The organism is Runella sp. MFBS21, from assembly GCF_029433105.1.
In the GTDB taxonomy this organism is placed as follows: domain Bacteria; phylum Bacteroidota; class Bacteroidia; order Cytophagales; family Spirosomataceae; genus Runella.
The window spans coordinates 99,533-120,143 of record NZ_JARNTW010000021.1; the positions used below are offsets into that span (position 1 = coordinate 99,533).

Genomic DNA, 20,611 nt, shown 5'->3' on the forward strand with positions numbered 1-20,611 from the left:
GACAGTAGTCTTGGATTTCTTAAAAAGAATACTCAATTTTATATAAATCTCTAATCGCCTGACTACCTTGTTCTTCACGGTACACATACGGCAACGAATCGCCACCTTTTTTGTGGTTTTTATGCTGTTGATTCAACTCAACAATGTGCTGTTTCGTCATGCCCACCGCTTGGCAAACGGGAAGATTATTTCGCACGCTCACCCTTACAAGCCCGTTGGTAATAGCCCGTTTCAGCCTAATAATCACTCGACTAACGAGCTGTACCTTTTAGATACGATTTGCAACGCCATTTTTGTAGGATTGACAGCTTTTACGTTTAAGTCGTTGATATTTTGTTTTATCAACGACTTAGTTTTTTTCTACCAAACGCTCTTCGTAACTACCTTTTTTGCTACACCCTCACTACGAGGCCCGCCCATTTTTTGTTGAAATGCTATCTATCTCTAACCAGAGCAAGTATATGTACTGTACAGTTCTGGTTGGAATACCTTTTTATTTTCAACAAAAAATACGCAAACTGATGAAACCAATTTATTACTTATGCCTGCTGGCATTTGGCGCTTTTGCTATTACCGCCTGCGAAAAATTATTGCCCGCTGCGCCCGAAGAACATGAAGTGCTGGACGGAACCATTGAAGGGCTGACGGGTACCGAAAATGCCCAATTCTTACGGGGAGACCTTGCCTTTACCCGAAATTTTACGCCTGCTACGGGGCTAGGACCGCTCTTTGTTTCAAATTCTTGTATTAGTTGCCACGCTGGTGACGGCAAAGGCCACCCTTTTACCAACTTGGTACGTTTTGGGCAAACCGATGAAACAGGCAATAAATTCATAGCACACGGCGGTCCTCAACTCCAAAACAAAGCTATTCCTGGCTTTTCGCCTGAAAACATTCCGTCAGGGGCTTCTCATGCTACTTTTATGGCTCCTGCCAACACAGGTTTGGGCTTTTTGGAAGCCGTACCCGATGCCGATATTCTGAAAATGGCAGACCCTGACGACAAAGACGGTGACGGTATTTCGGGTGTTCCGAATTGGATTGAACTACCCGATTTTGTTAAACCTGCCACCAATGCTATCAGCAAAGAGGGTAGGTACATAGGGCGATTTGGGCGGAAAGCAGGAGCGCATAACTTGCTCAACCAGACCGTCAATGCCTACAACCAAGACATGGGTGTGGTGACTACCTATTCTCCCCACGACACGTACACTGGCAAGGAATTAGACCCCGAAGTGCCTAACGTAGAGGTGGAAGATTTGGTGTTTTACCTTCATACACTCAAAGCTCCCATTCAGCGTAATACTGATGCTGCTGATGTAAAAGCAGGTAAGCAACTGTTTGTCAATATCCAATGTGGAACTTGCCATCGTCCAAGTTTAAAAACGGGTAATTCATACATCAAGGCACTTGCCTACAAAGAGTTTTTTCCTTATACCGACCTCTTGATGCACGACATGGGAAAAGAACTCGATGATAACTATACAGAAGGAACTGCCAAAACTTCCGAATGGCGCACTACACCACTTTGGGGCTTGGGATTAGCCAAAAACTCTCAAGGAGGCAACCTATTTTTGCTCCACGACGGGCGAGCCAAAAGCATCGAAGAGGCTATTTCATACCATGGGGGTGAAGCCCAAAAAAGTCGTGAAAAGTACAAAGCCCTCAACACTACTGAACAACAACAACTCATCACATTTTTAGAAAGCCTATAATCACCTCACCATGCAAAGAAGAAATTTTATCCGCACAAGCTGTTTGGCTTGCCTCGGCGGTAGTGCAGTAGCTACGTTACTACAAGGGTGTAGTTCAACGTATTATGCCCAACAAGTTCAATTGCAACAGAACAGCTTAGTTGTCAAAAAAAGTGAGTTTATCGAAATGAAAAAAGGGCAAGCTACGTCGAATATGCGCAATGTCGTGGTAGCCAAGTACGAGAAATTAGCCTTTCCAGTTGCTATTTTTCGACTTGCAGAAGACCAATACAGTGCCGTGTATTTGGAATGTACCCACCAAGGTAACGAAGTACAACCCCAAGGTAACTACTTGGTGTGTGAAGGCCACGGTAGTGAGTTTGACAGCAAAGGCAACGTAACTCAAGGGCCAGCCGAAGACCCGTTGCGAACTTTTTCGGTGAAATCTGACAAAGATAATATTTACATTTTACTGAGCTAAACCATGCAAAAACAATACTTAATACTATTAGTCATGCTGAGCGGGTTTTTGAGTGCAACAGCCCAGATTGACACCACCTTATTGCGGCGAAACACAAAGGTAGATTCGACCAAAATGAACATGGATGCAGTCTATAATCGCCCGTTTTTACAAGTAGGTCGTACCCCGCTGGGCGTGGGTGGCTATGCAGAATTAAACACAAATTATGCCGCTACTGACGGCATAAGCGAGGGTCTATCGTTCCAGATGCGGCGTATGACCTTGTTTTTTGGCGGTAGTCTGCACCGCAAAATCAAGTTTATGTCCGAACTTGAATTTGAAGACGGTACCAAAGAAATCAACATTGAGTTTGCGGCCGTCGATTTTCAATTTGCTAACTTGTTCAACCTGCGGGGGGGTATTATTATGAATCCCATCGGAGCTTTTAACCAAAATCACGATGGTCCTCGTTGGGAGTTCAACGACCGACCTATTTCGGCAACGCAAATGCTTCCAGCTACGTTTAGCAATGTCGGTATGGGCATTTATGGCAAAAAATACTCCAAACAGTGGGTCTTCGCCTACGAAGCCTATCTTACCAATGGTTTCAACGACGACATCATCGCCAACGAAGACGGACGAACCTCACTACCCGCTGTCAAGGCCAATCGTGACCGTTTTGAAGAAAGTAGCAATGGACAACCACTTTTTACGGGTAAAGTCGCTATTCGCAATCGAAAAATCGGTGAAATCGGTCTCTCGTACATGACAGGTGTGTATAACAAATTTCAAGACGATGGGTTGATATTGGACGAAAAACGAGCGTTGGGCGCATTTGCTATTGACGTCAATACCACACTCCCCAAACTCAAAACCTTTATTACAGCAGAATGGGCGTGGATTAACGTAAACGTACCCTCTACCCACGCCACCCAATTCGGAAGTAAACAAAGCGGTGGATTTGTGGACATTGTACAACCCGTTTTTAAAAAACCACTGTGGGGCTTTCCGAACTCTACATTCAATGTAGCCTGTAGGGTAGAACGAGTGGATTGGAACGTTGGTACGTTTGCCGAAACAGGCACAAAAATCTATGATGAACTTTTTTCTGTAATGCCCGCCATCAGTTGGCGACCTATTCCCTCTACCGTAATTCGGTTCAATTATCGTATCCAACGTCAATGGGATATTCTGGGAAACCCTCCCGCCAAAACTGGGGCATTTCAGTTAGGAATTTCGAGTTATTTCTAAATCAAAGGGGCGGTTACTCGCCCCTTTTTCATATCTGTTCAATCTTAAAACCTGCCTGTTCCACCGTTCGCTGAATAAGTTCACAGCTAACTTCTTCGCCCGAAACGGTCAGGATTTTGTCGGGATTGTTGGTATCTACTTTCCAGCTTTCTACTTCTTCCAACTGGTTCAGAAAAGGTGTTACTTTGGCTACACAGCCGCCGCAGTTGATATTGGTTTTGAATTGCAAGGTTTCCATTTTAAGGATTTGGTTTATGTTAAACTACATTTTTTTCATTTTTAATCGTAAACTATTGGCCACCACCGATACTGAACTCAGTGCCATCGCCCCTCCTGCAATCATCGGATTAAGCAAAAATCCATTGATGGGGTACAGTATCCCCGCTGCCAGTGGTATGCCAATGAGGTTATAGATAAACGCCCAAAAGAGGTTTTGGTGAATAGCCGCTACCGTCCATTTAGAAAGCCGAATGGCTTGGGGGATTTTCTGCAAATCACTCGAAATAAGCGTCATTTTTGCTACGTCCATCGCAATATCAGATCCTTTTCCCATAGCGATACTCACATCCGCTTGGGCAAGGGCATGAGAGTCGTTGATACCATCGCCAACCATGGCTACTATCTTGCCTTGTTGTTGTAATTCTGCTACAAAAGCTGCTTTATCGAAGGGTAATACTTGTGCTTTGAAATGCTGAATACCCACTGATTCTGCTACTTTCTGAGCCGTAAAAACGTTGTCACCCGTGAGCATAAACACCTCTATTCCTGCTGATTGAAGTGACTCAACGGCTTGCAATGAGGTAGATTTTATGGGGTCAGTAATGCCAAATACTGCCAAAATTTGCCGTTTATCGGCAAAAACAATTACCGTTTTGGCCTCCGATTGCCACTGAATAATAGGTAAATCATGCGAAAGAATACTGAGTTCATTCATCCAAACGGGGCTACCCATGTAGTATGTTTGACCCTCTACAAGCGCTTTAACACCTTTACCCGTTATGCTCTCGAAGTGTTGTACAGGGACAGCTTTTACACCTTCCAACTTCATGTGTTTGACAACAGCTTCGGCTAATGGATGAGATGATTGACTCTCTATTGAGTAGGCAATTTCTTTTAGCAACAGGCTTTCTATTGTCCAAATACTGTTACTTACCGTTGGTTTGCCTTCTGTAATTGTTCCTGTTTTGTCTAAGACCACCGCATTGATGCGATGTGCCAATTCCAAACTTTCAGCATCTTTTATCAAAATCCCGTTTTCTGCCCCTTTGCCTACCCCCACCATAATGGCCGTAGGTGTGGCCAAACCCAAGGCACAGGGGCAAGCAATGACCAGTACTGTGACAGCGGCTAAAAGTCCTTGTGTAGTGGCATTATCTCCACCTAATAGAATCCAAACCAGTAGCGTTACCAACGCAATACTTATCACTACTGGTACAAAAATACCTGCAATTTTATCGGTAAGTTTTTGGATCGGTGCTTTGCTGCCCTGAGCGTGCTGTACCATGATTATGATTTGCGCCAGCAATGTTTCGCTCCCAACTTTTTCGGCAATAACACGAAAACTTCCCTGCTGATTGATGGTGCCTGCATAGACTCGATGTCCTTTACTTTTTTCAACAGGAATCGGTTCTCCCGAAATCATACTCTCATCCACAAATGACTTACCCAATATTACTTTTCCGTCCACGGCTACCTTATCACCTGGCTTCACAATGATTCGGTCTCCCACCCGTACTTCACTAATCTGGATTTCTCGTTCTTCGCCGTTTTCGATGACCCAAACTGTACGGGGTTGCAATCCCATAAGCTTTTTAATGGTAGAGGAGGTGTTGGCTTTGGCTCTTTCCTCCAATAATTTACCCAACATAATAAACACAATCACTACCGCTGCCGCCTCGTAATATACGTGAGCATGTAAGCCCTGTCTATGCCAAAAATCAGGATATATAGTATTGAAAAGGCTAAACAGAAAAGCAATACCCGTACTCAGCGCTACAAGCGTGTCCATGTTCGCTTTCCGATAGCGGGCTTGTTTCAAAGCGTTGATAAAAAAACTTCGTCCGAATACCACCAAGACAGGTGTAGTCAACAGCATCATTAGCCAATTGGCATAAGGCATATCCATGAAAAACATTCCAATGACAACCACGGGCAAAGTCAGTGTTCCTGCCCAAATTACGTTTGTTTTGAGCTTTTCATACTGATTGGCTTTGATTTCTTCTTGTTTTTCTGAGGCTTTTTCAATGTCCAGAATTAAGTCATAGCCAACCGCTTGGAGCGATTTTTTGAGATTCTCAGGTGTTGTTTGGTAAGGGTCAAAAGCTATTTGAACTGATTCGTTGGCAAAATTTACGACACATTCCAACACACCCTGCTGTTGGCTCAACACACTTTCAACGCTACTCGCACAGGCAGCACAGGTCATTCCTATGACGGGCACTATAATTTGCCGTTCTTTCTTTTCAGTTATTATTTCCATCATCTTACAGATTTGATACTGCAAAAGTAAAGCTCACCAGTGAGTGAGCTGTTACAAGATTTTCGGAATGGTTTATATGATTTTCGGAAAAAGCTAAACAGCCTTTGTAACTTTCAATCCAAACCCTTCATCCAATTCAAAATAGAGTAAAAATCCTCGCTGTTTAGATTCTTGCTCCGTATTTTCAAGGTAAGAACGGATACCTGTTAGCGAACGCATTGATTCAGCGTGGTAAGGAAACATGCGAAAGAATTCTTTCATCATCCATTCCACATCTGTTACCATATTAAACTGATTGATTAAGGCCGTGCCTTGAAATTTGGCAACCAATTCTCCATAATGAGTCTTATTAGCTGCATTACCCAAGAGGCGGTCATAAAATTCGTCTGCATGTTTGCGTAATCGAGTTTTATAGTCGGTTGTTACTTGTTCTATGTACTTATCCACGTCCGTGATTACGTCTCCCCTACCCTGCTTGGCTTTCTTTTCTTCCAGGGCCTTCACGTTTTTCTTTTCCCATACCCAAAACCGTATGCCCGTTACTCGTGGTTTTTTAGATTCCAAGTTGTTACCCAACAATTCATATTTTACAAACAAGTCGGTTTTTTCGTTTATCTCGTGAATGGCTGGGTCGATTACATGCTTCTTTAAGGACGAAAAACGGGAATATACCGCTTTATTGAAGCCCAATTTTTCCTTGAATGATTTCAAATCTACGTCGATGGGACGACCATAATTTTTCCAACTACTAAAAAAAGGGAATAACTTAATAGAGCGAGTCGTTTGTAGGGCAAATACATTTTTCTTGAAGAAGCTAAAATTCTCGGTTTCCTTTACCTGCAAAATCTGCTTCGCTAAGTCATGCGAGATGTATAGATCTATTTTCCCCGAGTCGTGCTTATGTACACTCTGTGAAATAATGGGTACTATGATGGTCTCTCGGCCTTCTATCCATTCCACAAGCGTAGTCTGTAACATCTTGATGGAGTCAATCAAGTACGAATAGCCCGATGTGTTGGTGGTTTGGATGCTCTTTAAAAAGTCTTTAATTTCAAGTGTTAATACAATGTTTGTATTACGACTCAGATTCTCCAAGTCAGAGGGTTTTAAGCGAGAAGCAATTTCGTAGAATAACTTGGGAGTATATACTTCGTTGATTTCAGCTTTTTTACTTTTTGATAACTGACGTATAAAGGTAGGAGTTGCTATGGGATTATTCAGAATGACCACATCAGAATTATTCTGCAAGTCTTCAATGTATTCTGAATTGGTCTTCTTTGCCATTAGGGGTCAGTCAAGGTTTAGAATTCAAGCAAACATAGGAAAAAAGTAAATGTACTCAAAATTCATTTACATTATCATTTTTTAAGTATATTGATTATCAAGTAATTAACCATTATTCAGTAATGAATAGCTATACATTATTGCCAAAAATGTATATTAACTTACATCAGTATTCATTTTTTAGAATTGGCTACCATGGTTTTACATGAATGGATATACATTTTATGCTGAGTTATCAACAATAAAAATCATTTAACTCTTTGTTTATCAGTACAATAAATACTTATCCACACATGAATGAATATACATTTTATCAGTTTGGAGTTTATACATGAATGGATATACATGTATACATGACTCAATATACATTTATACATGAATGGATATACATTTATACATGACTCAATATACATTTTCACATGAATGAATATACATTTACTATTTCACAAAATGTTTAAAATCAAATAGTTACATTCATTTTGGGGGCTTCTAAAAAACTATTATATAAAAGCATTTAAAAACCTTCTTTAAAAAACTATATAAAAAAGGTATTTTGATTTTTTTGTTCTTTTATTTTTTTGAATCAATGGGGAAAAGAAAAATTTCTTAAAAGGATGTCATATAAACTAAGCATTTAGTTACTTTTAATTGACTTTAAAGACAACAACGCTTCAATTTGATATAATAAACAAAATTATTTATTGCTCGACATGAATGAATATACATTCTCTAAAAGAGAACCAAAGGGGTAATTTTGAACCACAAACAAAGGGATAAATAAGTGATTTACAGTTATTTAAGTGCTTTTTTCAATCAGAGTTCGTTCGTATTTTTGAATCGTAAACAAACACTTAAACGCTTATCACAATGAAAACAGCATCAAAAAATGCCAGTAAAAACCTATTGTCCCACACTTCAACTTGGGACAAAATCTGCTTTCCAGTTGAAACCGTAGCCTTAGAAGGACTTTTGCCCGAAAACTATCATGTTGTAGCGACTGACCGCCAACGAGCGATTGTAGGCCAAAAAACAGACGGTAGTAACCAAGTTTTCGCTATTCAGAGCAAAAGCTATTCTTTGATTCCTAATTCTCTGATTAAATCTGTTGCTGACGAGTGTTTAGGCGTTGACTATGAACTTAGCATTCGGTACAGCTCACAAGGTGAGTTTTCGATTGGAATTGTACTGCCCGATTCGCTGGTGATTGGCAAAATTGGTAACGACACGATTCGCAAGCAATTGACCTTTACAAACTCCTACAACGGGAAAACGCCGTTTACTATCCAAGGGCATGAGATGCGAGGTATAAAAAGTGCTGTTATGAGGGTCTCTTATTATCGTCAAATTTGCTCAAATGGAATGATGGGTTGGGCTGATGAGTTTATTTCGTTGGATGAGTATTTGCATTGGCTCACAAACGGGATGCCAGCTAATGCCAAGGTAAAAGGTTTGGAAGAACGGTTTGAGCAGAAAGATGAAGAACAATTCCTTCGGATTTTCTCGCACAAAGGCATTAACTTAGACAAGTTCCAACAGTTTTTGGTGGGCTTGGTCGGCGACTTTTCCCAAATCAAAAAAGAAAGTAGTACTTCACAAGTGTACAACTTAATGACAGATTTGCAAGTAACAAACTTGGAAGAAGCGACCGAAATAGTTCGAAAGGTTGGAATTCCTAAGAAATTAATTTCGGCAGCCTTAGAACGAATGGAATTAGAGCAAGGAATGTTGCAAAGTTCCTCCAACGTTTGGCTGCTCTACAATGCGGTTAATCATTCGCTCTTTAATCAAGCTACTTCTATGAGCGTTCAAGACAGATTCTATGCTGATGAAAGGGTTTTTCATGGTTTGCTAACAACGTATCTTAACTAATAAGATATTTTAATATTTACCTATCTTGATATGAAAATAATTGCATTTTTTTCGGTTCTCTAACACTTCAAAACAGTAGCTTGTAAAATCAAGCTACTAAAATCGGGAATCATGGGGAAATTGACAATACAAAACAATAGGTGATTAGAAGTTGATGCTAACTTCTTGATAATAAGGTAGATATTTTAGTATTTAAGTATCTTTATATCAAGATAATAAACTACAATCCAATGAGAAAGACAAAACGTGTACCTACCCTTTTGAAAAAGGAATTCCAATTAGAATTGATTCATTTCGGCAAAAGTAAGCTGGAAGAATTTGCCACTGCTATTGCTGAAAAGGTTGAAAGCGGTGAAGTTAATCCTGTACTTGCTGAGTCATGGCTCTACCGAATTGAATACATTGCCAAGCAAGCCCGTGAAAAAATTGCTCAAACTTTACAAGACGAATTAGATCGTTATCCCGAAAAAATTCCCGCTGCTTATGGATTGGCTTTTACTCGAAAAGCTACTTCGACCCGCTACGATTACTCGGCAACGCCTGATTATAAACGCTTGAAGGATGACGTGGCGTTGATTGAACAATACGCCCAGAAAGCCGAGAAATCTAAAACGCCTGTACAGCTCTATGACGAAGACGGGACTTTTCGATTCACCATTCATCCAGCCAGTAAGATTCAAAAATTTGGGTATAGCCGTGAAATCGTTGATTAAAGCATCTTGCTCAATCTCACAAACAGCCCGATACCGTCGGGCTGTTATTTGTCATACCATTGATATGATTCTCAGAAAAGGACTTATTGGAAAGGTGATTACCAATCAAAAACAAATCCTGATTGATAACCAGAGAGCCACACCCGATTTTGAATTCGTACCAGACATCAATCCTGATTTATCCTTTTTGGTTTTTGAATCTGAGATTGAGTTTTTGTAGTTTCCTATTTAGATATTTTTATATTTTAATACCAAAATACTGGGTTACTCCTCGGTAACGTATAAAGGCATGGGTTCGCCAACTTCATACGCTGCCCAGTCAAGGAATCAAGGGGAAGCCTTTAAAATAAGTTCAGCTTCGCTTTGAACACATTTTGAAGGCAAAACGCACCAAAGACATTCAAGCCAAACACGCACATAGCCCCTACTCAACGCAGTTGTCTGGCTTGAAAATCTTTGACCCAAGCGCAATCAGGGGGAAAAATCACGACAAAGCCCTCCAAATCAGACATACACGAAGCTCCTACACAAGCCAATTGTCTGATTTGAAAACCTTTGACCCAAGCATAAGCAAGGGGAAAGCCTTCAAAATAAGTTCAGCTTCGCTTTGAACACATTTTGAAGGCAAAACGCACCAAAGACATTCAAGCCAAACACGCACACAGCCTCTACTTAACGCAGTTGTTGGGCTCGAAAGTCTTTGACCTAAGCGCAATCATGGGGAAAACTATAACCGCCTAATCGAATGGTAGTTAGAAGTTTGGTAACTAATTGATTATCAGTAGTAAATTATTTTTCTTATGCTTTAAAAAACGTATTTTTGATAAGTAATCAAATACAAATTATTCTTTCACTTTAATCAATTTTACCATGTCAGCAACCGTAATTTCTCCCGAAACTACCACAGTTTCAACGGCTTTAACTGTAAACGGAACTCAAAGATCCCTTCAAGAATTGTTCCCTAACTTATTTGAAACATTAGTTGATGAAGACACAGGCGAGGAAACCCTCGAACCAAAAATCGTTTACATTGAAGGAAGACCCAAGATATACCGCTTTGATGGAAAAACAGGGCGTTTCAATCTGGACGGGAAAGAAGATTTAGGCACTGATTTTACTTTTCAGCCTTTTGCATGGCGACTTTTTAACGGTGGGTTATTCGACCGTAAAGAAAGCACACAGTGGGTTGAGTTCTTCTTTTTGGACGCTGACTTGTGTGTAAGCACGATCATGTTCAATAACACGAGTGCCATTAATTTCAAAGAAGCCCGTGAAAAAATAGTCTATCAGCGTAAGAAATTTGAAGACTTGAAATTTGTTCTCAAAGCCGAAAAGAAGGATTATGAGATAACCCTACCTGATGGTAAAACGCAAAAGGGTAACTACTTTGCCGCTACTTTTCAATTTGAAGAAGGTGATTTAGCTTTTCGGAAGTTGGGGCGAGACGTGGCACGAGCTTACAACGTGTATGGGGCTGTTACCCTGCAAAATACCGTGACTACCTTCCTATCTGATTGGTTTCCAAAGCACCTTATCTATGGCCTACCTCTCGTTGAGCCGCCCAAAGAGGGAGCTACAAACGAACCTGTATCAGTAGTTGAGACAATACCTGTTGAGGAAGTACAAACCGTTTCAAAATCCAATACTAAGAAATTGTCAAGAAAGTAAACTAACACGAAGGCAAGGCTTAACAGCTTTGACCTTCGTTGGTTGGGAATCAAGGGGTAAAAGCGAATGTAAAACAAATGGTAGTAATAAGTTTTAGTTAATATGTTGATTGTCAGGTTAAATATAAAAATATCTAAATATTAAAGTATCTTTATAGTAAGCTAATCACTCAAAATGGGGCAGTGATTAGCACTTTGTTTCATCTTTAATCAATCGTAAAATGAAAAATTTACTACTCAAAATTTCGCTTATTTCTCTCGTCTTTTCTTTTCCGATTCTGGCTCAAACAGATTCAACTAAGCGCTTTACTATATCAAATGTAGAGGCCACCATGGGCTTGGGACTTCACCCTACTGGCAATATGTATGGCTTTCGATTAGGATTGAAAGATAACCTAAACCCTAATCGAGATATACGGGTATGGTTCAACTCGACCAAATTGATTGGCGACAATACGACCCGTCAAGTATTAGCTGGTGTAGGGATAAGGAAAAAAGTCCTTGAATTGCAAAGTGGCGTGTCTGGCTTTTGGGGTTTGTCCGTTTTTGGTGGACATGAGAAAAAATTGAGCGAGTACCAGGTATTAGGGTTTGTAGTCGAAGGGAAGCAATCCCGTTTTGTTGCTGGTATCGAAGGAAATGCAGAAGCCGAAAAAGGGCCAATTGTTGTTGGTTTTCGTTACCGAGTTAGTCCCTTATCACTGGCTCAGAAAAGTTATGCGCTTGTTTCGTTGGGGTATCGTTTCGACGCTCGGTTATTTCGATTGAAAAAATAAGCCAAATCGAAGCCCCAAGCGATTTGGTTGAGCCTCTGAAAAAGAGGCTCTTTGCAGCGGGAATCAGGGGGTAAATGCTAATAACCGAATAATAAAATATCTAAATAGAAAACTACTCAACTATTTTATCCTCCTCTTCGATGGCTTCCAATAGCTGCTCAAATTCAAATAACTCAGCTTTTCGTTCTTTACGCTTGGTAATAATTTCTTCCAAGGTTTGTTGCGCTTGGCTTACCGAGGCTTGAATCTCCTCATTAGAAAATAGCGCAAAATGCTGTTCTGAATCATCACTTGCGAACTCGGAATGTTCTTCGATAGGCAAAGGTGCTGTTTTTAATTTATCGCCCATTAAGCTATTTTGATAGGAAACTATTTTAGTATCTAAGTCATCTAACCGTGAGCTAACGATTAAATCTCCCGTATTTTTGAACGAACCGCCTTGTTTGGGTTGAAAGAATGTGAAGGTTTCGGGAATGGGTCTTTTTTCCTTAGTCCGTTTTGATACTTTGAAAAAGCCCAAGAGCAGAGCCGCCCAGATTACGATAACTAATATGGCACTGACTAAGTATAAACTCAACGAGATTTGTAACATCATTGGGTTTTGGCTTGAAAATAACCTGCCATTTCTGCCAAAAAATCATCAGATCTGCTTTTTTCAACAGCCTTGGCATGAAGGAATTCAATATATTTCTGCATCGAAATCTCCACACCGTGCCGCAGAGCCAACGAGTATTTGAGTTGTAACCACTCTGAACGAAATTGCTCATCCAATTTTAGTCCGATGTGAAATACCTTTTCGGTTTTTACCTTTACTGCGAGCTGAGGTTTTGGTTTTATACTCGTTTGGTAAGTAGATACTCGCCGATTGAGGGTTTCGTCGTCGAAGTCCATTTCTGAGATGGAAGAAGGGATTTGGCTTTCTGCAACCTTTTGTTTGGGCAATCCTATTTTGAGTGTTTCGGGTAGTTGTGGCATGGATATTTAATTATTTTGATAATTAGATAGCTTAATAACTTCTTCGGTAAACCGTGCTATGCCATTGAGGTACTGGCCACCTTTGAATAGAATAGGAGACGAAATGGTTGTCCACATCTTGGCACGGTCGAAGCCAGAATCAGCATCATTCAGTCGAGTTTCGAGAAAGTCAAAAGAAATGCCCTTAGCAGCAAACTTGGTTTTCAATTGCGATTCAATGAGTGCCGCTTTTTTCTGAAACGTGAACTTATATTTATTCCAAAAACAGCAAAACTGGGTTGAATCGGAAAGATGACCTTGCTTTACGTGGTCGGCCAAGGTCAGACAATATTCCAGTGAGGCCATCACGTCAATGTTTTGCGTGGTAAAGGGAACAAGAACCAAATCGGCGAAACGGAGTGTACGAACAATACTTTCATCAAACCTACCCCCTAAATCAAAGAAAACATAGTCGTAGGAATCACTGATTTTCTCAATGTTCAATTCATCTAATTCCGATTGTTCAACAGTGTAAATCGGATAAAAATCAGTAATGCTGCGTTGTTGATTGTGGCGATACCGTTCATAAATGGCTTGGTCGGCTACTGAAAGCTGAGAGGCAAAAAGAGCTTTTTTTACCTCATCAAAATCCTGACATTTTTGGCTGATATTTTGGTAAATGGTTTGTTCCCGATGGCGCAAGCTGTCAATTGAAAATTGTGGAGCATCAGCATCAATCACCAAGACTCGTTTACTCAATTCGTAAGTTAAGTAAGACGATAAAATAGTCGTGATGGTAGATTTGCCCGTTCCGCCTTTGGAGGTATGTACACAAATGATTTGGGCTGACATAAATTTAGTAAATTATATTAAAGTTGCTAAAATAAATAAAATAGTTTATTTAATATTGTTTTTGAATTGGAATACCTCGAAAATAGGTTCGATAGAGAGGAAAGAACTTAGGAATGAAGGGGAAACTTTAAAGGTTAAAATCAGAATAAGCAAGTTATGTTTTTGGCAGACAAAAAAAGGGTAGAGATAATAGACGAAGGGGTAAAATCCAAGCACAAAAAATCAAAAATACCATCCAATGGTCGCCCTAAAAAAGATGAAACAAAAGTAAGGAACAGGCGACTAACCGTGCGATTTACGGAGGCTGAATGGGACTTATTGAGTAAACAAAGTAAAGCAAGTAACCTGAATAAGGCTGACTTTTTGAGGCAATGCAGTATGCAAAGTAAGGCGTACTTACCTGTGCAACAATCGTTACCAACGGACGTACTTGCTTTGCTTAAAAACCTTGAAAAGTTATCAGGAACGATGTTGCAATTGAGTCACAAAGTCAGCCATGAAAAGGCTATTTCGGCTGAGATAAAACAGACGACTTTGCAGGTATCTAATATCGTTCAGCGTACTTATGACTATCTGGAAGAAACCTTATGATTGGAAAAGTAGCCTCTATCGGAACGAGCTTCTTGGGGACATTGGAATACTGTTATTACGCCACCCGTCCCAATCTAAGCCTTGACCGTTCACAAGTAAGGGGTGAATTGGTCTATTTTCAGCAAGTACCTGTTTCAACGGTTAATAATTTAAGACAGGAAAAAGGAGCTAATAAGACTCTTCTGAATCTTGAAAAAATGGCAGAACGGATGCAGCGTACCGCTAACTTAAATCATCGTATTGAGAAACCCGTTTGGCACCAAGTTTTTTCGTTTCCCGTTGGCGAGAAAATCAATACCGAAACGATGGCTGAGATTTGTCAGTTGTTTGCGCAGCGTTTTGGCATGGAAAACAACCAACTCGTTGCTTTTCGCCATGCTGACAAAGACCATGACCATTTTCACATCATTGCTAACAGAATCAGTTTAGATGGGAAAAATACGGCAAAAACTCGCTTCAATTTTTTAGAAATGGGTCGTTTTTGTCAGGAAGTAGAACAATTGTATGAGCTTACATCAACCACTCAAATGAAGCGGGTAATTTGGAAGGAACAGCAAAAGACAGAGGATGCGCCAGAGGTGATAACAAAAAGACAGATTCGAGTAGGTTAGGGTTTCACCCAAAGCTGTTCACGAAAGATTCCAGCATTTCTAAAATTTTCATACTGCGGTGGGCTGCAAACCGAGGTTCAATATGAGCATAGATGCCTTCTTTAATGTCTGGATGTTTTAGAAGTCTTGTGAATTCTACTTTTAAATATTGGCTCAAATCGTCAGAAATACTGTATAAATCATTACTTATTGTGGAGCAATTGTCAAGGATAAAGACGATATCCTCAAAATCAGTACTGGTCCGAAAGTCATTCCCACCTCGCATCTTGTGTGCTTCTAATTTTGTGGCAATGAAGTAAGCGGAATTAAAAATTTTCACAGAGAAGCCATCAAAAAGCTCATGATCAATCGCATTTTTGAAACCATCTACATACCAACGGTTACTAAACCCAAGTATATTGGTTGTAGTTGGCATCACATCAACAATGATTCCTTGGACTTTGTACCGACAAATTACACCTGATTCAACATCATTTTGGAAGCCGATTGAACGAAGTCGTTCATCCAGATCTCCATAATTTTTGTAAGAAGCGAGTTCAATAACCACATCAACGTCGTTTGTTGGCCTAATTTCTACTGATTTTTGTACATCAGCGTAGAGGGCAACAGTGGCGCCACCGACAAAGACTACATTTTCATTGAGTTCTTGTAAAGCCGTGGCTACGGCTTTAATCCGCAGTATGTTAATATGCTGATTGTACGGATGCATCGAAAAGGGTTTTAAGTGCTTGATTTGCTAATTTGATTTCACGGGGTCTTCCAATTCTCAATATATCAATGGCCGCTAATATTTCGTATAAAATAAGGTCATTTTTAACCGCATTAGCTACTGAAACGTACAATGGTTCAATAACTTGACCTCGAATATTTCCATCAGGATTAGGCCAAACAAACGCTTCATTTGAGATAAACTGGGCTTGGAAAAACGGGGCAGAGTGTGCCGTTGGCGTACCTATTGATAAGGGACCAGGTACGGCGGGAAACACATATTTTACGCCATGTTGCAAAAAATCCAACAGGTTATTTCTAAAAACCTGCCTTTTCTCATTATCAATCAAACCACCAATCATGGAGCGATTGAGTGATTCACTGATTTCGGACAAACTAATCCCTAAATCATTTGACAAATTACGAATTTTCCACTCGTGATGCCCGTAAGCAATAATTTTTGATAGAACCACTATATCAAGCGGTCGCATCCCATTGTGCTTTTTCATGTTCGTTGTTCGCAAATTGCGATATGCGAACAAAAATAAACATTATTGTCGTAACTCAGTCATTTTCAAATCAAAAATGCTAATCCATTGGATAAAAAAATCACCTATTAAATCCTCTATTTTTGACAAAATAGCTTACTATCTGTATATTTAGATATTAAAATAGCTAACTATTTCTAATGGAAACAACAACTTTACCCATTGAACAATCCCCCAAAAGACGAGCCGAAGCATTGGGGTTTCGATTGGTTAGAGTACAACAGCAATCGGCAGATGTGTATCAGATTTTTGATACAACAGGGTATTTGTGGCAAATAAGACTTTGTGATGAATGGGACGAACTACCAAGTTGGCAGCTTAGGAGCGAGGCCGAAAAAGATGCCTTGTTCACCTTGGCGATGGATGAATACTACGGCTCACCTTGTTGGGAAGAGGGCGGGGGCTTGGGAATTATGCCTTGTGTAGAATAGGATTAAAAATATTTTGCACCCATTCGGGTATAAATCAAGTATTATTTCCTATATTCGTACCCGAACAGGTATAAAACAATTGAATACTAATGAAATAACCCCGAACAGGTATAAATGAAAAGTCTTATTGCCCAATTTGTAAAGGACAAACGCAAGTCTTTAAAACTGACCCAAGTGGATTTAGCTGAAAAATCAGGCGTAGGGCTTCGCTTTGTACGAGAACTCGAACAAGGAAAACAAACCTTACGGCTTGACAAAATAAATCAAGTTTTGGATTTGTTTGGGTGTGAAGTAGGACCCGTCAGAAAGGAGGTAAGTCATGAATAGGAGTGGAGCGGTTTATTACCAAGACCAATTGGCAGGAATCATTAGCGAAGAAGAAGATGGGTATGTATTCACGTATGAAGCAGCCTATTTGAAAAATAATTACCTGCCTGTGAGCTTAACTTTACCGCTGAGGGAAGCACCCTATAAAAGCAAGATGCTATTTCCATTTTTTGACGGATTGATTCCCGAGGGTTGGTTGTTGGAGATTGCCATTCAAAATTGGAAGCTCAACCCACGAGACCGAATGGGACTATTACTGACAGTTTGTCAAGATTGCCTTGGGGCAGTAAGTGTGAAGAAAATAGAAAATAGTGAGCCATGAACCAATGCTGCCTTTATTGTTATCAGCCTTTGAGTGAGCCTGAGCAAGACTTCCACGTCAAATGCTGCAAGAAATTCTTTGGGACACCTATGCCGCCGATTCTCCATTTGACTCCTGATGATTTGCGAGAAATGGCCCGACGACTCATCATTCGTAGCGTAGCTGTAACTGGTGTGCAGCCCAAACTCTCGTTAGATTTAGAAAGAGTAGATGCCCAAACAAGTCGCCTGACGGTGGTGGGGTTGTGGGGAAATTATATCCTCAAACCACCAACTGACCACTTTGAAGCTCTACCCGAAAACGAAGATTTGACCATGAAATTGGCAGCTCTATGCGGCATCAAAACAGCAGAACATACACTAATTCGATTGCAATCGGGTAAATTGGCATATTTGACCAAACGCTTTGACCGACAAAAGGACAAAAAAATCCACATAGAGGATTTATGCCAACTGACCGAAACCCTCACCGAACATAAATACCGAGGCTCCATTGAAAAAGTGGGTAAGACGATTCGTACCTATGCTACCAATAAAGGTTTGGATGCGTTGGCTCTATTTGAGTTGGTCGTTTTTTGTTTTCTCACGGGTAATGCTGATATGCACCTGAAAAACTTCTCGCTGATTCGGTTTGACGATGGAGAGGTGGCTCTATCTCCCGCCTACGATTTGGTTTCTACTAAATTGGCTATGCCCGAAGACCTGGAAGAATCAGCTTTAACCATAAACGGCAAGAAAAACCGACTCAAACGAGCCGATTTTGATGAATTAGCTGCAAAGTTGGGTATTCCTGCCAAATCTTCCGAACGGGTTTATGCTAAGTTTGTAAAGAAACAAACTGCCATGTTAGAGCTGATTGGGCAGAGTTTTTTGCCGGATGAGATGAAGGCGGAATATGCTAAGGTGTTGATGGGGAGGATTGAAAGGATATAATAGTTAAGTATTTAGATAGAAAGATATTTTAATATTTAGTTGTTTAAATAGGAATTCGGCACAATTAAATTTCACAAAACACTACCCATAGAACAGGGTGAAGTTGCTCACCTCCCATGCCACCTCACTCCCACAAACACCGTTGAGTGAAACGCTTGTACTGATGATGTAGGGTTCCATCGTTGGCGGAAACCGAAAACAACGGGATTTATTTCCACTTCGAGGCCAGCGTCCAAGCCTACCAGAAACGTGGAACGCTGCATTGCGGTTTCAGAAATAACTTGGTCATGGTTGATGGACTCATAACCTGCAAAGGGTTGAGCCAATCCCCGCACAAAAAAGGTACGGGTGGCATTGCGGTGTAAGATGAATTCGTAGCCATATCCCAAGATAAATTGTTCTTGTGGGATATTGGTTGAATCAACTAATGCGGAGGTTTTACGTTGGTAACTTGCAGTGGATTTCCAGGCGTTGTAATGGCGGTTGTATTTTCCAGTTGAAAGCAGTATTTGGGCACCACTAAGGGGGCGAAAACCGTCCACTGTTCCCAAATAACCTTCAAAAAACCGTTGCCCTTTTAAGTGGTTTTGAGCATTTGCTGCAAGCCCAAAGACGAGCCAAACAGCAACTATTTGAATAGAAAGATATTTTGATAGTTTAGTATTCTTCATTTTTAACTCAAAATCAAAGGATTATAGATTCTTAGCTTGTAGCATGATGTCGCTTTCTACTTGGAAACGCAAGTGGCGACCGCCGTCTTTTTCGTACAGCTCTACTTCAATTACTTTATCTTCTGGGAAAGTTCGCAAGGGGAGGGCATACACTGTGGTGTACTCGGTATTACTGCGGATGGTAGTCAAAGTTTTAGGATAATTGGCGAAAGGTTTTATTTCTACTTCTTGGGCTGCCATGCGTTTGAGTACGTCTTTGTCTCTCAGATAAAACTTAAAAAAATCAATTTCGTAATCAATCTCAGAATCGTTTCTAACGTTCAATTGAAAGTAAATCGTTTTATTTTTCACGTACAGGCTCGTGAGCAAGCAGGTCAGTTTCATCTTAGAAGCACCGATGTTTCTAATGTACGAAGTCAGCTTCTGAACCTTCTGACATTCGGTTAGTATCTCGTTTTCGTTTTTCTCATTGGGTTTATCCACGAATGAAATAATAGGACTGTGGTTCATTCCTTTTTGGTCAGACGTAAAATTGTCGGCTAACAAATTATTGGCTATGTTGATGTTTAAGATTTCGGGGTCTTCTTGAAAACGAACCAAGAAACTGTAAAAACCGCCTTCTTCCGTAATAACCGTCATATTAGTTTCGCAGAAATCGGCTTTTTCTTTGGCTTTTACACGCAGTATATTCGGTACTGTTTCGGGAATTTGGGCAATTACATCGCCTGTACCAGCGTCAAATTCTCTGATTTTGGCAGGGAAAATGATGTGTATTGTTTTTCGATTGGAAACTCCAATTGGGTAACTTCCTTTTACTGAGCCTTTATCAATTGGTAAAATATAAGGCGTGCTATTCACTGATTGCGTCAGTATTGGATTGGCGATTGAAACACCTTCTTTCTGGGCATAACTTGAAAGTGACAAGCTGAGACCGACAAATACTGTCGGATAGAAAAATATTTTCATATCAAGATAGTTTGTTATTCGTTGATTGTTCCGAACGAACTACCCCGTTCGGTGGGTTTGAGTAAGATTTTGTAATTGGGTTTTACGGTTACTTTCACATTCGCAATTTTCGCTTGGGCGTATGCTCTCACGCCCGAAAAAATCGAATTCCCAGCTTGTAAGGCCATTTGTGTACCTACCTGTTGTCCTAAACTGCCTTGCTGAATAAAGAAAGAAGGTGAAGCTACTGCTGTTTGTGCTGATTGCCCCAAACTATTGGCGATGATGTTTTTCTCTCGAATTTTAGGAACATAAAGCCCTGCACGGCCATCCAAGTCATATACCGTGAGATTGGTTTGATAGAGGGTGACGCCGAGTCTAATGCTAATGATTGTAACACTAATCCTTTCTCCGTTAATCTGACAAGTTCCTGCCAGAAGTGTGTGAACAGGTAAAGTTACTCGTTCACTATTTAACAGCAATTGTACGGTTTCAGTCAATCGAATTTTTAGGGTACTTCCATTTT

The 20,611-nt window shown here is 40.4% G+C and carries 26 protein-coding genes; 15 read left to right on the forward strand and 11 right to left on the reverse strand.

Annotated elements, in window-relative coordinates:
* Positions 1 to 67 precede the first annotated feature (67 nt).
* The 4 genes from P1X15_RS26810 (at position 68) to P1X15_RS26825 (ending at position 3,405) form a co-directional block, all read left to right on the forward strand.
* Complete coding sequence (locus tag P1X15_RS26810) at positions 68 to 430, forward strand: hypothetical protein (RefSeq protein WP_277341214.1); 363 nt, start codon at positions 68 to 70, stop codon at positions 428 to 430.
* 91 nt (positions 431 to 521) lie between these two features.
* Positions 522 to 1,715 carry a di-heme oxidoredictase family protein gene (locus tag P1X15_RS26815; protein ID WP_277341215.1) on the forward strand — a complete coding sequence of 398 codons (1,194 nt, stop codon included), beginning with the start codon at positions 522 to 524 and terminating at the stop codon, positions 1,713 to 1,715.
* A gap of 10 nt (positions 1,716 to 1,725) precedes the next feature.
* The gene (locus P1X15_RS26820; RefSeq protein WP_277341216.1) at positions 1,726 to 2,175 is read left to right on the forward strand and encodes a ubiquinol-cytochrome c reductase iron-sulfur subunit; all 450 of its coding nucleotides are present in this window, start codon (positions 1,726 to 1,728) and stop codon (positions 2,173 to 2,175) included.
* 3 nt (positions 2,176 to 2,178) lie between these two features.
* Complete coding sequence (locus tag P1X15_RS26825; RefSeq protein WP_277341217.1) at positions 2,179 to 3,405, forward strand: porin; 1,227 nt, start codon at positions 2,179 to 2,181, stop codon at positions 3,403 to 3,405.
* A 28-nt stretch (positions 3,406 to 3,433) separates the two neighbouring features.
* Here the strand turns inward: P1X15_RS26825 and P1X15_RS26830 are convergent, their stop codons facing one another.
* From P1X15_RS26830 to P1X15_RS26840, 3 genes are all read right to left on the reverse strand, one after another.
* Positions 3,434 to 3,643: a heavy-metal-associated domain-containing protein gene (locus tag P1X15_RS26830; RefSeq protein ID WP_277341218.1), complete on the reverse strand. Its 210-nt coding sequence runs from the start codon at positions 3,641 to 3,643 to the stop codon at positions 3,434 to 3,436.
* Between the two features lie 24 nt (positions 3,644 to 3,667).
* Positions 3,668 to 5,884 (reverse strand): cation-translocating P-type ATPase, encoded by a 2,217-nt coding sequence (locus P1X15_RS26835; RefSeq protein ID WP_277341239.1) that lies wholly within the window; start codon positions 5,882 to 5,884, stop codon positions 3,668 to 3,670.
* Between the two features lie 93 nt (positions 5,885 to 5,977).
* Entirely contained in the window at positions 5,978 to 7,168 is a 1,191-nt protein-coding gene (locus tag P1X15_RS26840) for a replication initiation protein (protein WP_277341219.1), read from the reverse strand.
* An 867-nt stretch (positions 7,169 to 8,035) separates the two neighbouring features.
* On the opposite strand from P1X15_RS26840, the gene P1X15_RS26845 reads away from it, so the two are divergent.
* From P1X15_RS26845 to P1X15_RS26865, 5 genes are all read left to right on the forward strand, one after another.
* Entirely contained in the window at positions 8,036 to 9,037 is a 1,002-nt protein-coding gene (locus P1X15_RS26845) for a hypothetical protein (protein WP_277341220.1), read from the forward strand.
* 230 nt (positions 9,038 to 9,267) lie between these two features.
* On the forward strand, positions 9,268 to 9,750 hold the full coding sequence (locus P1X15_RS26850) for a hypothetical protein (protein WP_183979889.1): 483 nt from the start codon (positions 9,268 to 9,270) through the stop codon (positions 9,748 to 9,750).
* 64 nt (positions 9,751 to 9,814) lie between these two features.
* The gene (locus P1X15_RS26855) at positions 9,815 to 9,970 is read left to right on the forward strand and encodes a hypothetical protein (RefSeq protein ID WP_277341221.1); all 156 of its coding nucleotides are present in this window, start codon (positions 9,815 to 9,817) and stop codon (positions 9,968 to 9,970) included.
* Positions 9,971 to 10,620: 650 nt separating this feature from the next.
* Positions 10,621 to 11,418, forward strand: coding sequence for a hypothetical protein (locus tag P1X15_RS26860; protein WP_277341222.1), 798 nt, complete (start codon positions 10,621 to 10,623; stop codon positions 11,416 to 11,418).
* Positions 11,419 to 11,638: 220 nt separating this feature from the next.
* Complete coding sequence (locus P1X15_RS26865; RefSeq protein ID WP_277341223.1) at positions 11,639 to 12,193, forward strand: hypothetical protein; 555 nt, start codon at positions 11,639 to 11,641, stop codon at positions 12,191 to 12,193.
* 112 nt (positions 12,194 to 12,305) lie between these two features.
* Here P1X15_RS26865 and P1X15_RS26870 read toward each other — a convergent pair whose 3' ends face one another.
* From P1X15_RS26870 to P1X15_RS26880, 3 genes are read right to left on the reverse strand one after another with little or no spacing between them, the layout of a single operon-like run.
* Positions 12,306 to 12,788 carry a hypothetical protein gene (locus P1X15_RS26870; RefSeq protein ID WP_277341224.1) on the reverse strand — a complete coding sequence of 161 codons (483 nt, stop codon included), beginning with the start codon at positions 12,786 to 12,788 and terminating at the stop codon, positions 12,306 to 12,308.
* Complete coding sequence (locus tag P1X15_RS26875) at positions 12,785 to 13,168, reverse strand: hypothetical protein (RefSeq protein ID WP_277341225.1); 384 nt, start codon at positions 13,166 to 13,168, stop codon at positions 12,785 to 12,787. Before P1X15_RS26875 ends, P1X15_RS26870 begins: the two co-directional genes overlap by 4 nt.
* 6 nt (positions 13,169 to 13,174) lie before the next feature.
* Positions 13,175 to 13,999, reverse strand: a complete 825-nt coding sequence (locus P1X15_RS26880) for a ParA family protein (RefSeq protein WP_277341226.1) — start codon at positions 13,997 to 13,999, stop codon at positions 13,175 to 13,177.
* Positions 14,000 to 14,155: 156 nt separating this feature from the next.
* On the opposite strand from P1X15_RS26880, the gene P1X15_RS26885 reads away from it, so the two are divergent.
* Together P1X15_RS26885 and P1X15_RS26890 are read left to right on the forward strand one after the other, a co-directional pair.
* The gene (locus P1X15_RS26885) at positions 14,156 to 14,590 is read left to right on the forward strand and encodes a plasmid mobilization protein (protein ID WP_277341227.1); all 435 of its coding nucleotides are present in this window, start codon (positions 14,156 to 14,158) and stop codon (positions 14,588 to 14,590) included.
* A complete protein-coding gene (locus tag P1X15_RS26890; protein WP_277341228.1) occupies positions 14,587 to 15,201 on the forward strand; it encodes a relaxase/mobilization nuclease domain-containing protein in 615 nt (204 codons plus the stop codon). The genes P1X15_RS26885 and P1X15_RS26890 overlap by 4 nt, the downstream gene beginning before the upstream one ends.
* Positions 15,202 to 15,205: 4 nt before the next feature.
* On the opposite strand, the gene P1X15_RS26895 is transcribed toward P1X15_RS26890, so the two are convergent.
* Both P1X15_RS26895 and P1X15_RS26900 read right to left on the reverse strand, forming a co-directional pair.
* Positions 15,206 to 15,910, reverse strand: coding sequence for a hypothetical protein (locus tag P1X15_RS26895; RefSeq protein ID WP_277341229.1), 705 nt, complete (start codon positions 15,908 to 15,910; stop codon positions 15,206 to 15,208).
* Positions 15,885 to 16,418, reverse strand: a complete 534-nt coding sequence (locus tag P1X15_RS26900; protein WP_277341230.1) for a hypothetical protein — start codon at positions 16,416 to 16,418, stop codon at positions 15,885 to 15,887. Before P1X15_RS26900 ends, P1X15_RS26895 begins: the two co-directional genes overlap by 26 nt.
* Positions 16,419 to 16,597: 179 nt before the next feature.
* Here P1X15_RS26900 and P1X15_RS26905 point away from each other — a divergent pair, with 179 nt between their 5' ends.
* The 4 genes from P1X15_RS26905 to P1X15_RS26920 all read left to right on the forward strand — a co-directional run bounded on the left by P1X15_RS26905 (position 16,598) and on the right by P1X15_RS26920 (position 18,469).
* Positions 16,598 to 16,888: a hypothetical protein gene (locus P1X15_RS26905; protein WP_277341231.1), complete on the forward strand. Its 291-nt coding sequence runs from the start codon at positions 16,598 to 16,600 to the stop codon at positions 16,886 to 16,888.
* Positions 16,889 to 17,002: 114 nt separating this feature from the next.
* Positions 17,003 to 17,215, forward strand: a complete 213-nt coding sequence (locus P1X15_RS26910) for a helix-turn-helix transcriptional regulator (RefSeq protein WP_277341232.1) — start codon at positions 17,003 to 17,005, stop codon at positions 17,213 to 17,215.
* On the forward strand, positions 17,208 to 17,537 hold the full coding sequence (locus P1X15_RS26915; protein WP_277341233.1) for a HipA N-terminal domain-containing protein: 330 nt from the start codon (positions 17,208 to 17,210) through the stop codon (positions 17,535 to 17,537). Before P1X15_RS26910 ends, P1X15_RS26915 begins: the two co-directional genes overlap by 8 nt.
* A gap of 89 nt (positions 17,538 to 17,626) precedes the next feature.
* Positions 17,627 to 18,469: a HipA domain-containing protein gene (locus P1X15_RS26920; protein WP_277341234.1), complete on the forward strand. Its 843-nt coding sequence runs from the start codon at positions 17,627 to 17,629 to the stop codon at positions 18,467 to 18,469.
* Positions 18,470 to 18,576: 107 nt separating this feature from the next.
* On the opposite strand, the gene P1X15_RS26925 is transcribed toward P1X15_RS26920, so the two are convergent.
* The 3 genes from P1X15_RS26925 to traM form a co-directional block, all read right to left on the reverse strand.
* Entirely contained in the window at positions 18,577 to 19,140 is a 564-nt protein-coding gene (locus P1X15_RS26925; RefSeq protein WP_277341235.1) for a conjugal transfer protein TraO, read from the reverse strand.
* A gap of 21 nt (positions 19,141 to 19,161) precedes the next feature.
* Positions 19,162 to 20,106: a conjugative transposon protein TraN gene (gene traN, locus P1X15_RS26930; RefSeq protein WP_277341236.1), complete on the reverse strand. Its 945-nt coding sequence runs from the start codon at positions 20,104 to 20,106 to the stop codon at positions 19,162 to 19,164.
* 14 nt (positions 20,107 to 20,120) lie between these two features.
* The coding region (gene traM, locus P1X15_RS26935; RefSeq protein ID WP_277341237.1) for a conjugative transposon protein TraM at positions 20,121 to 20,611 on the reverse strand (491 nt) is incomplete at its 5' end.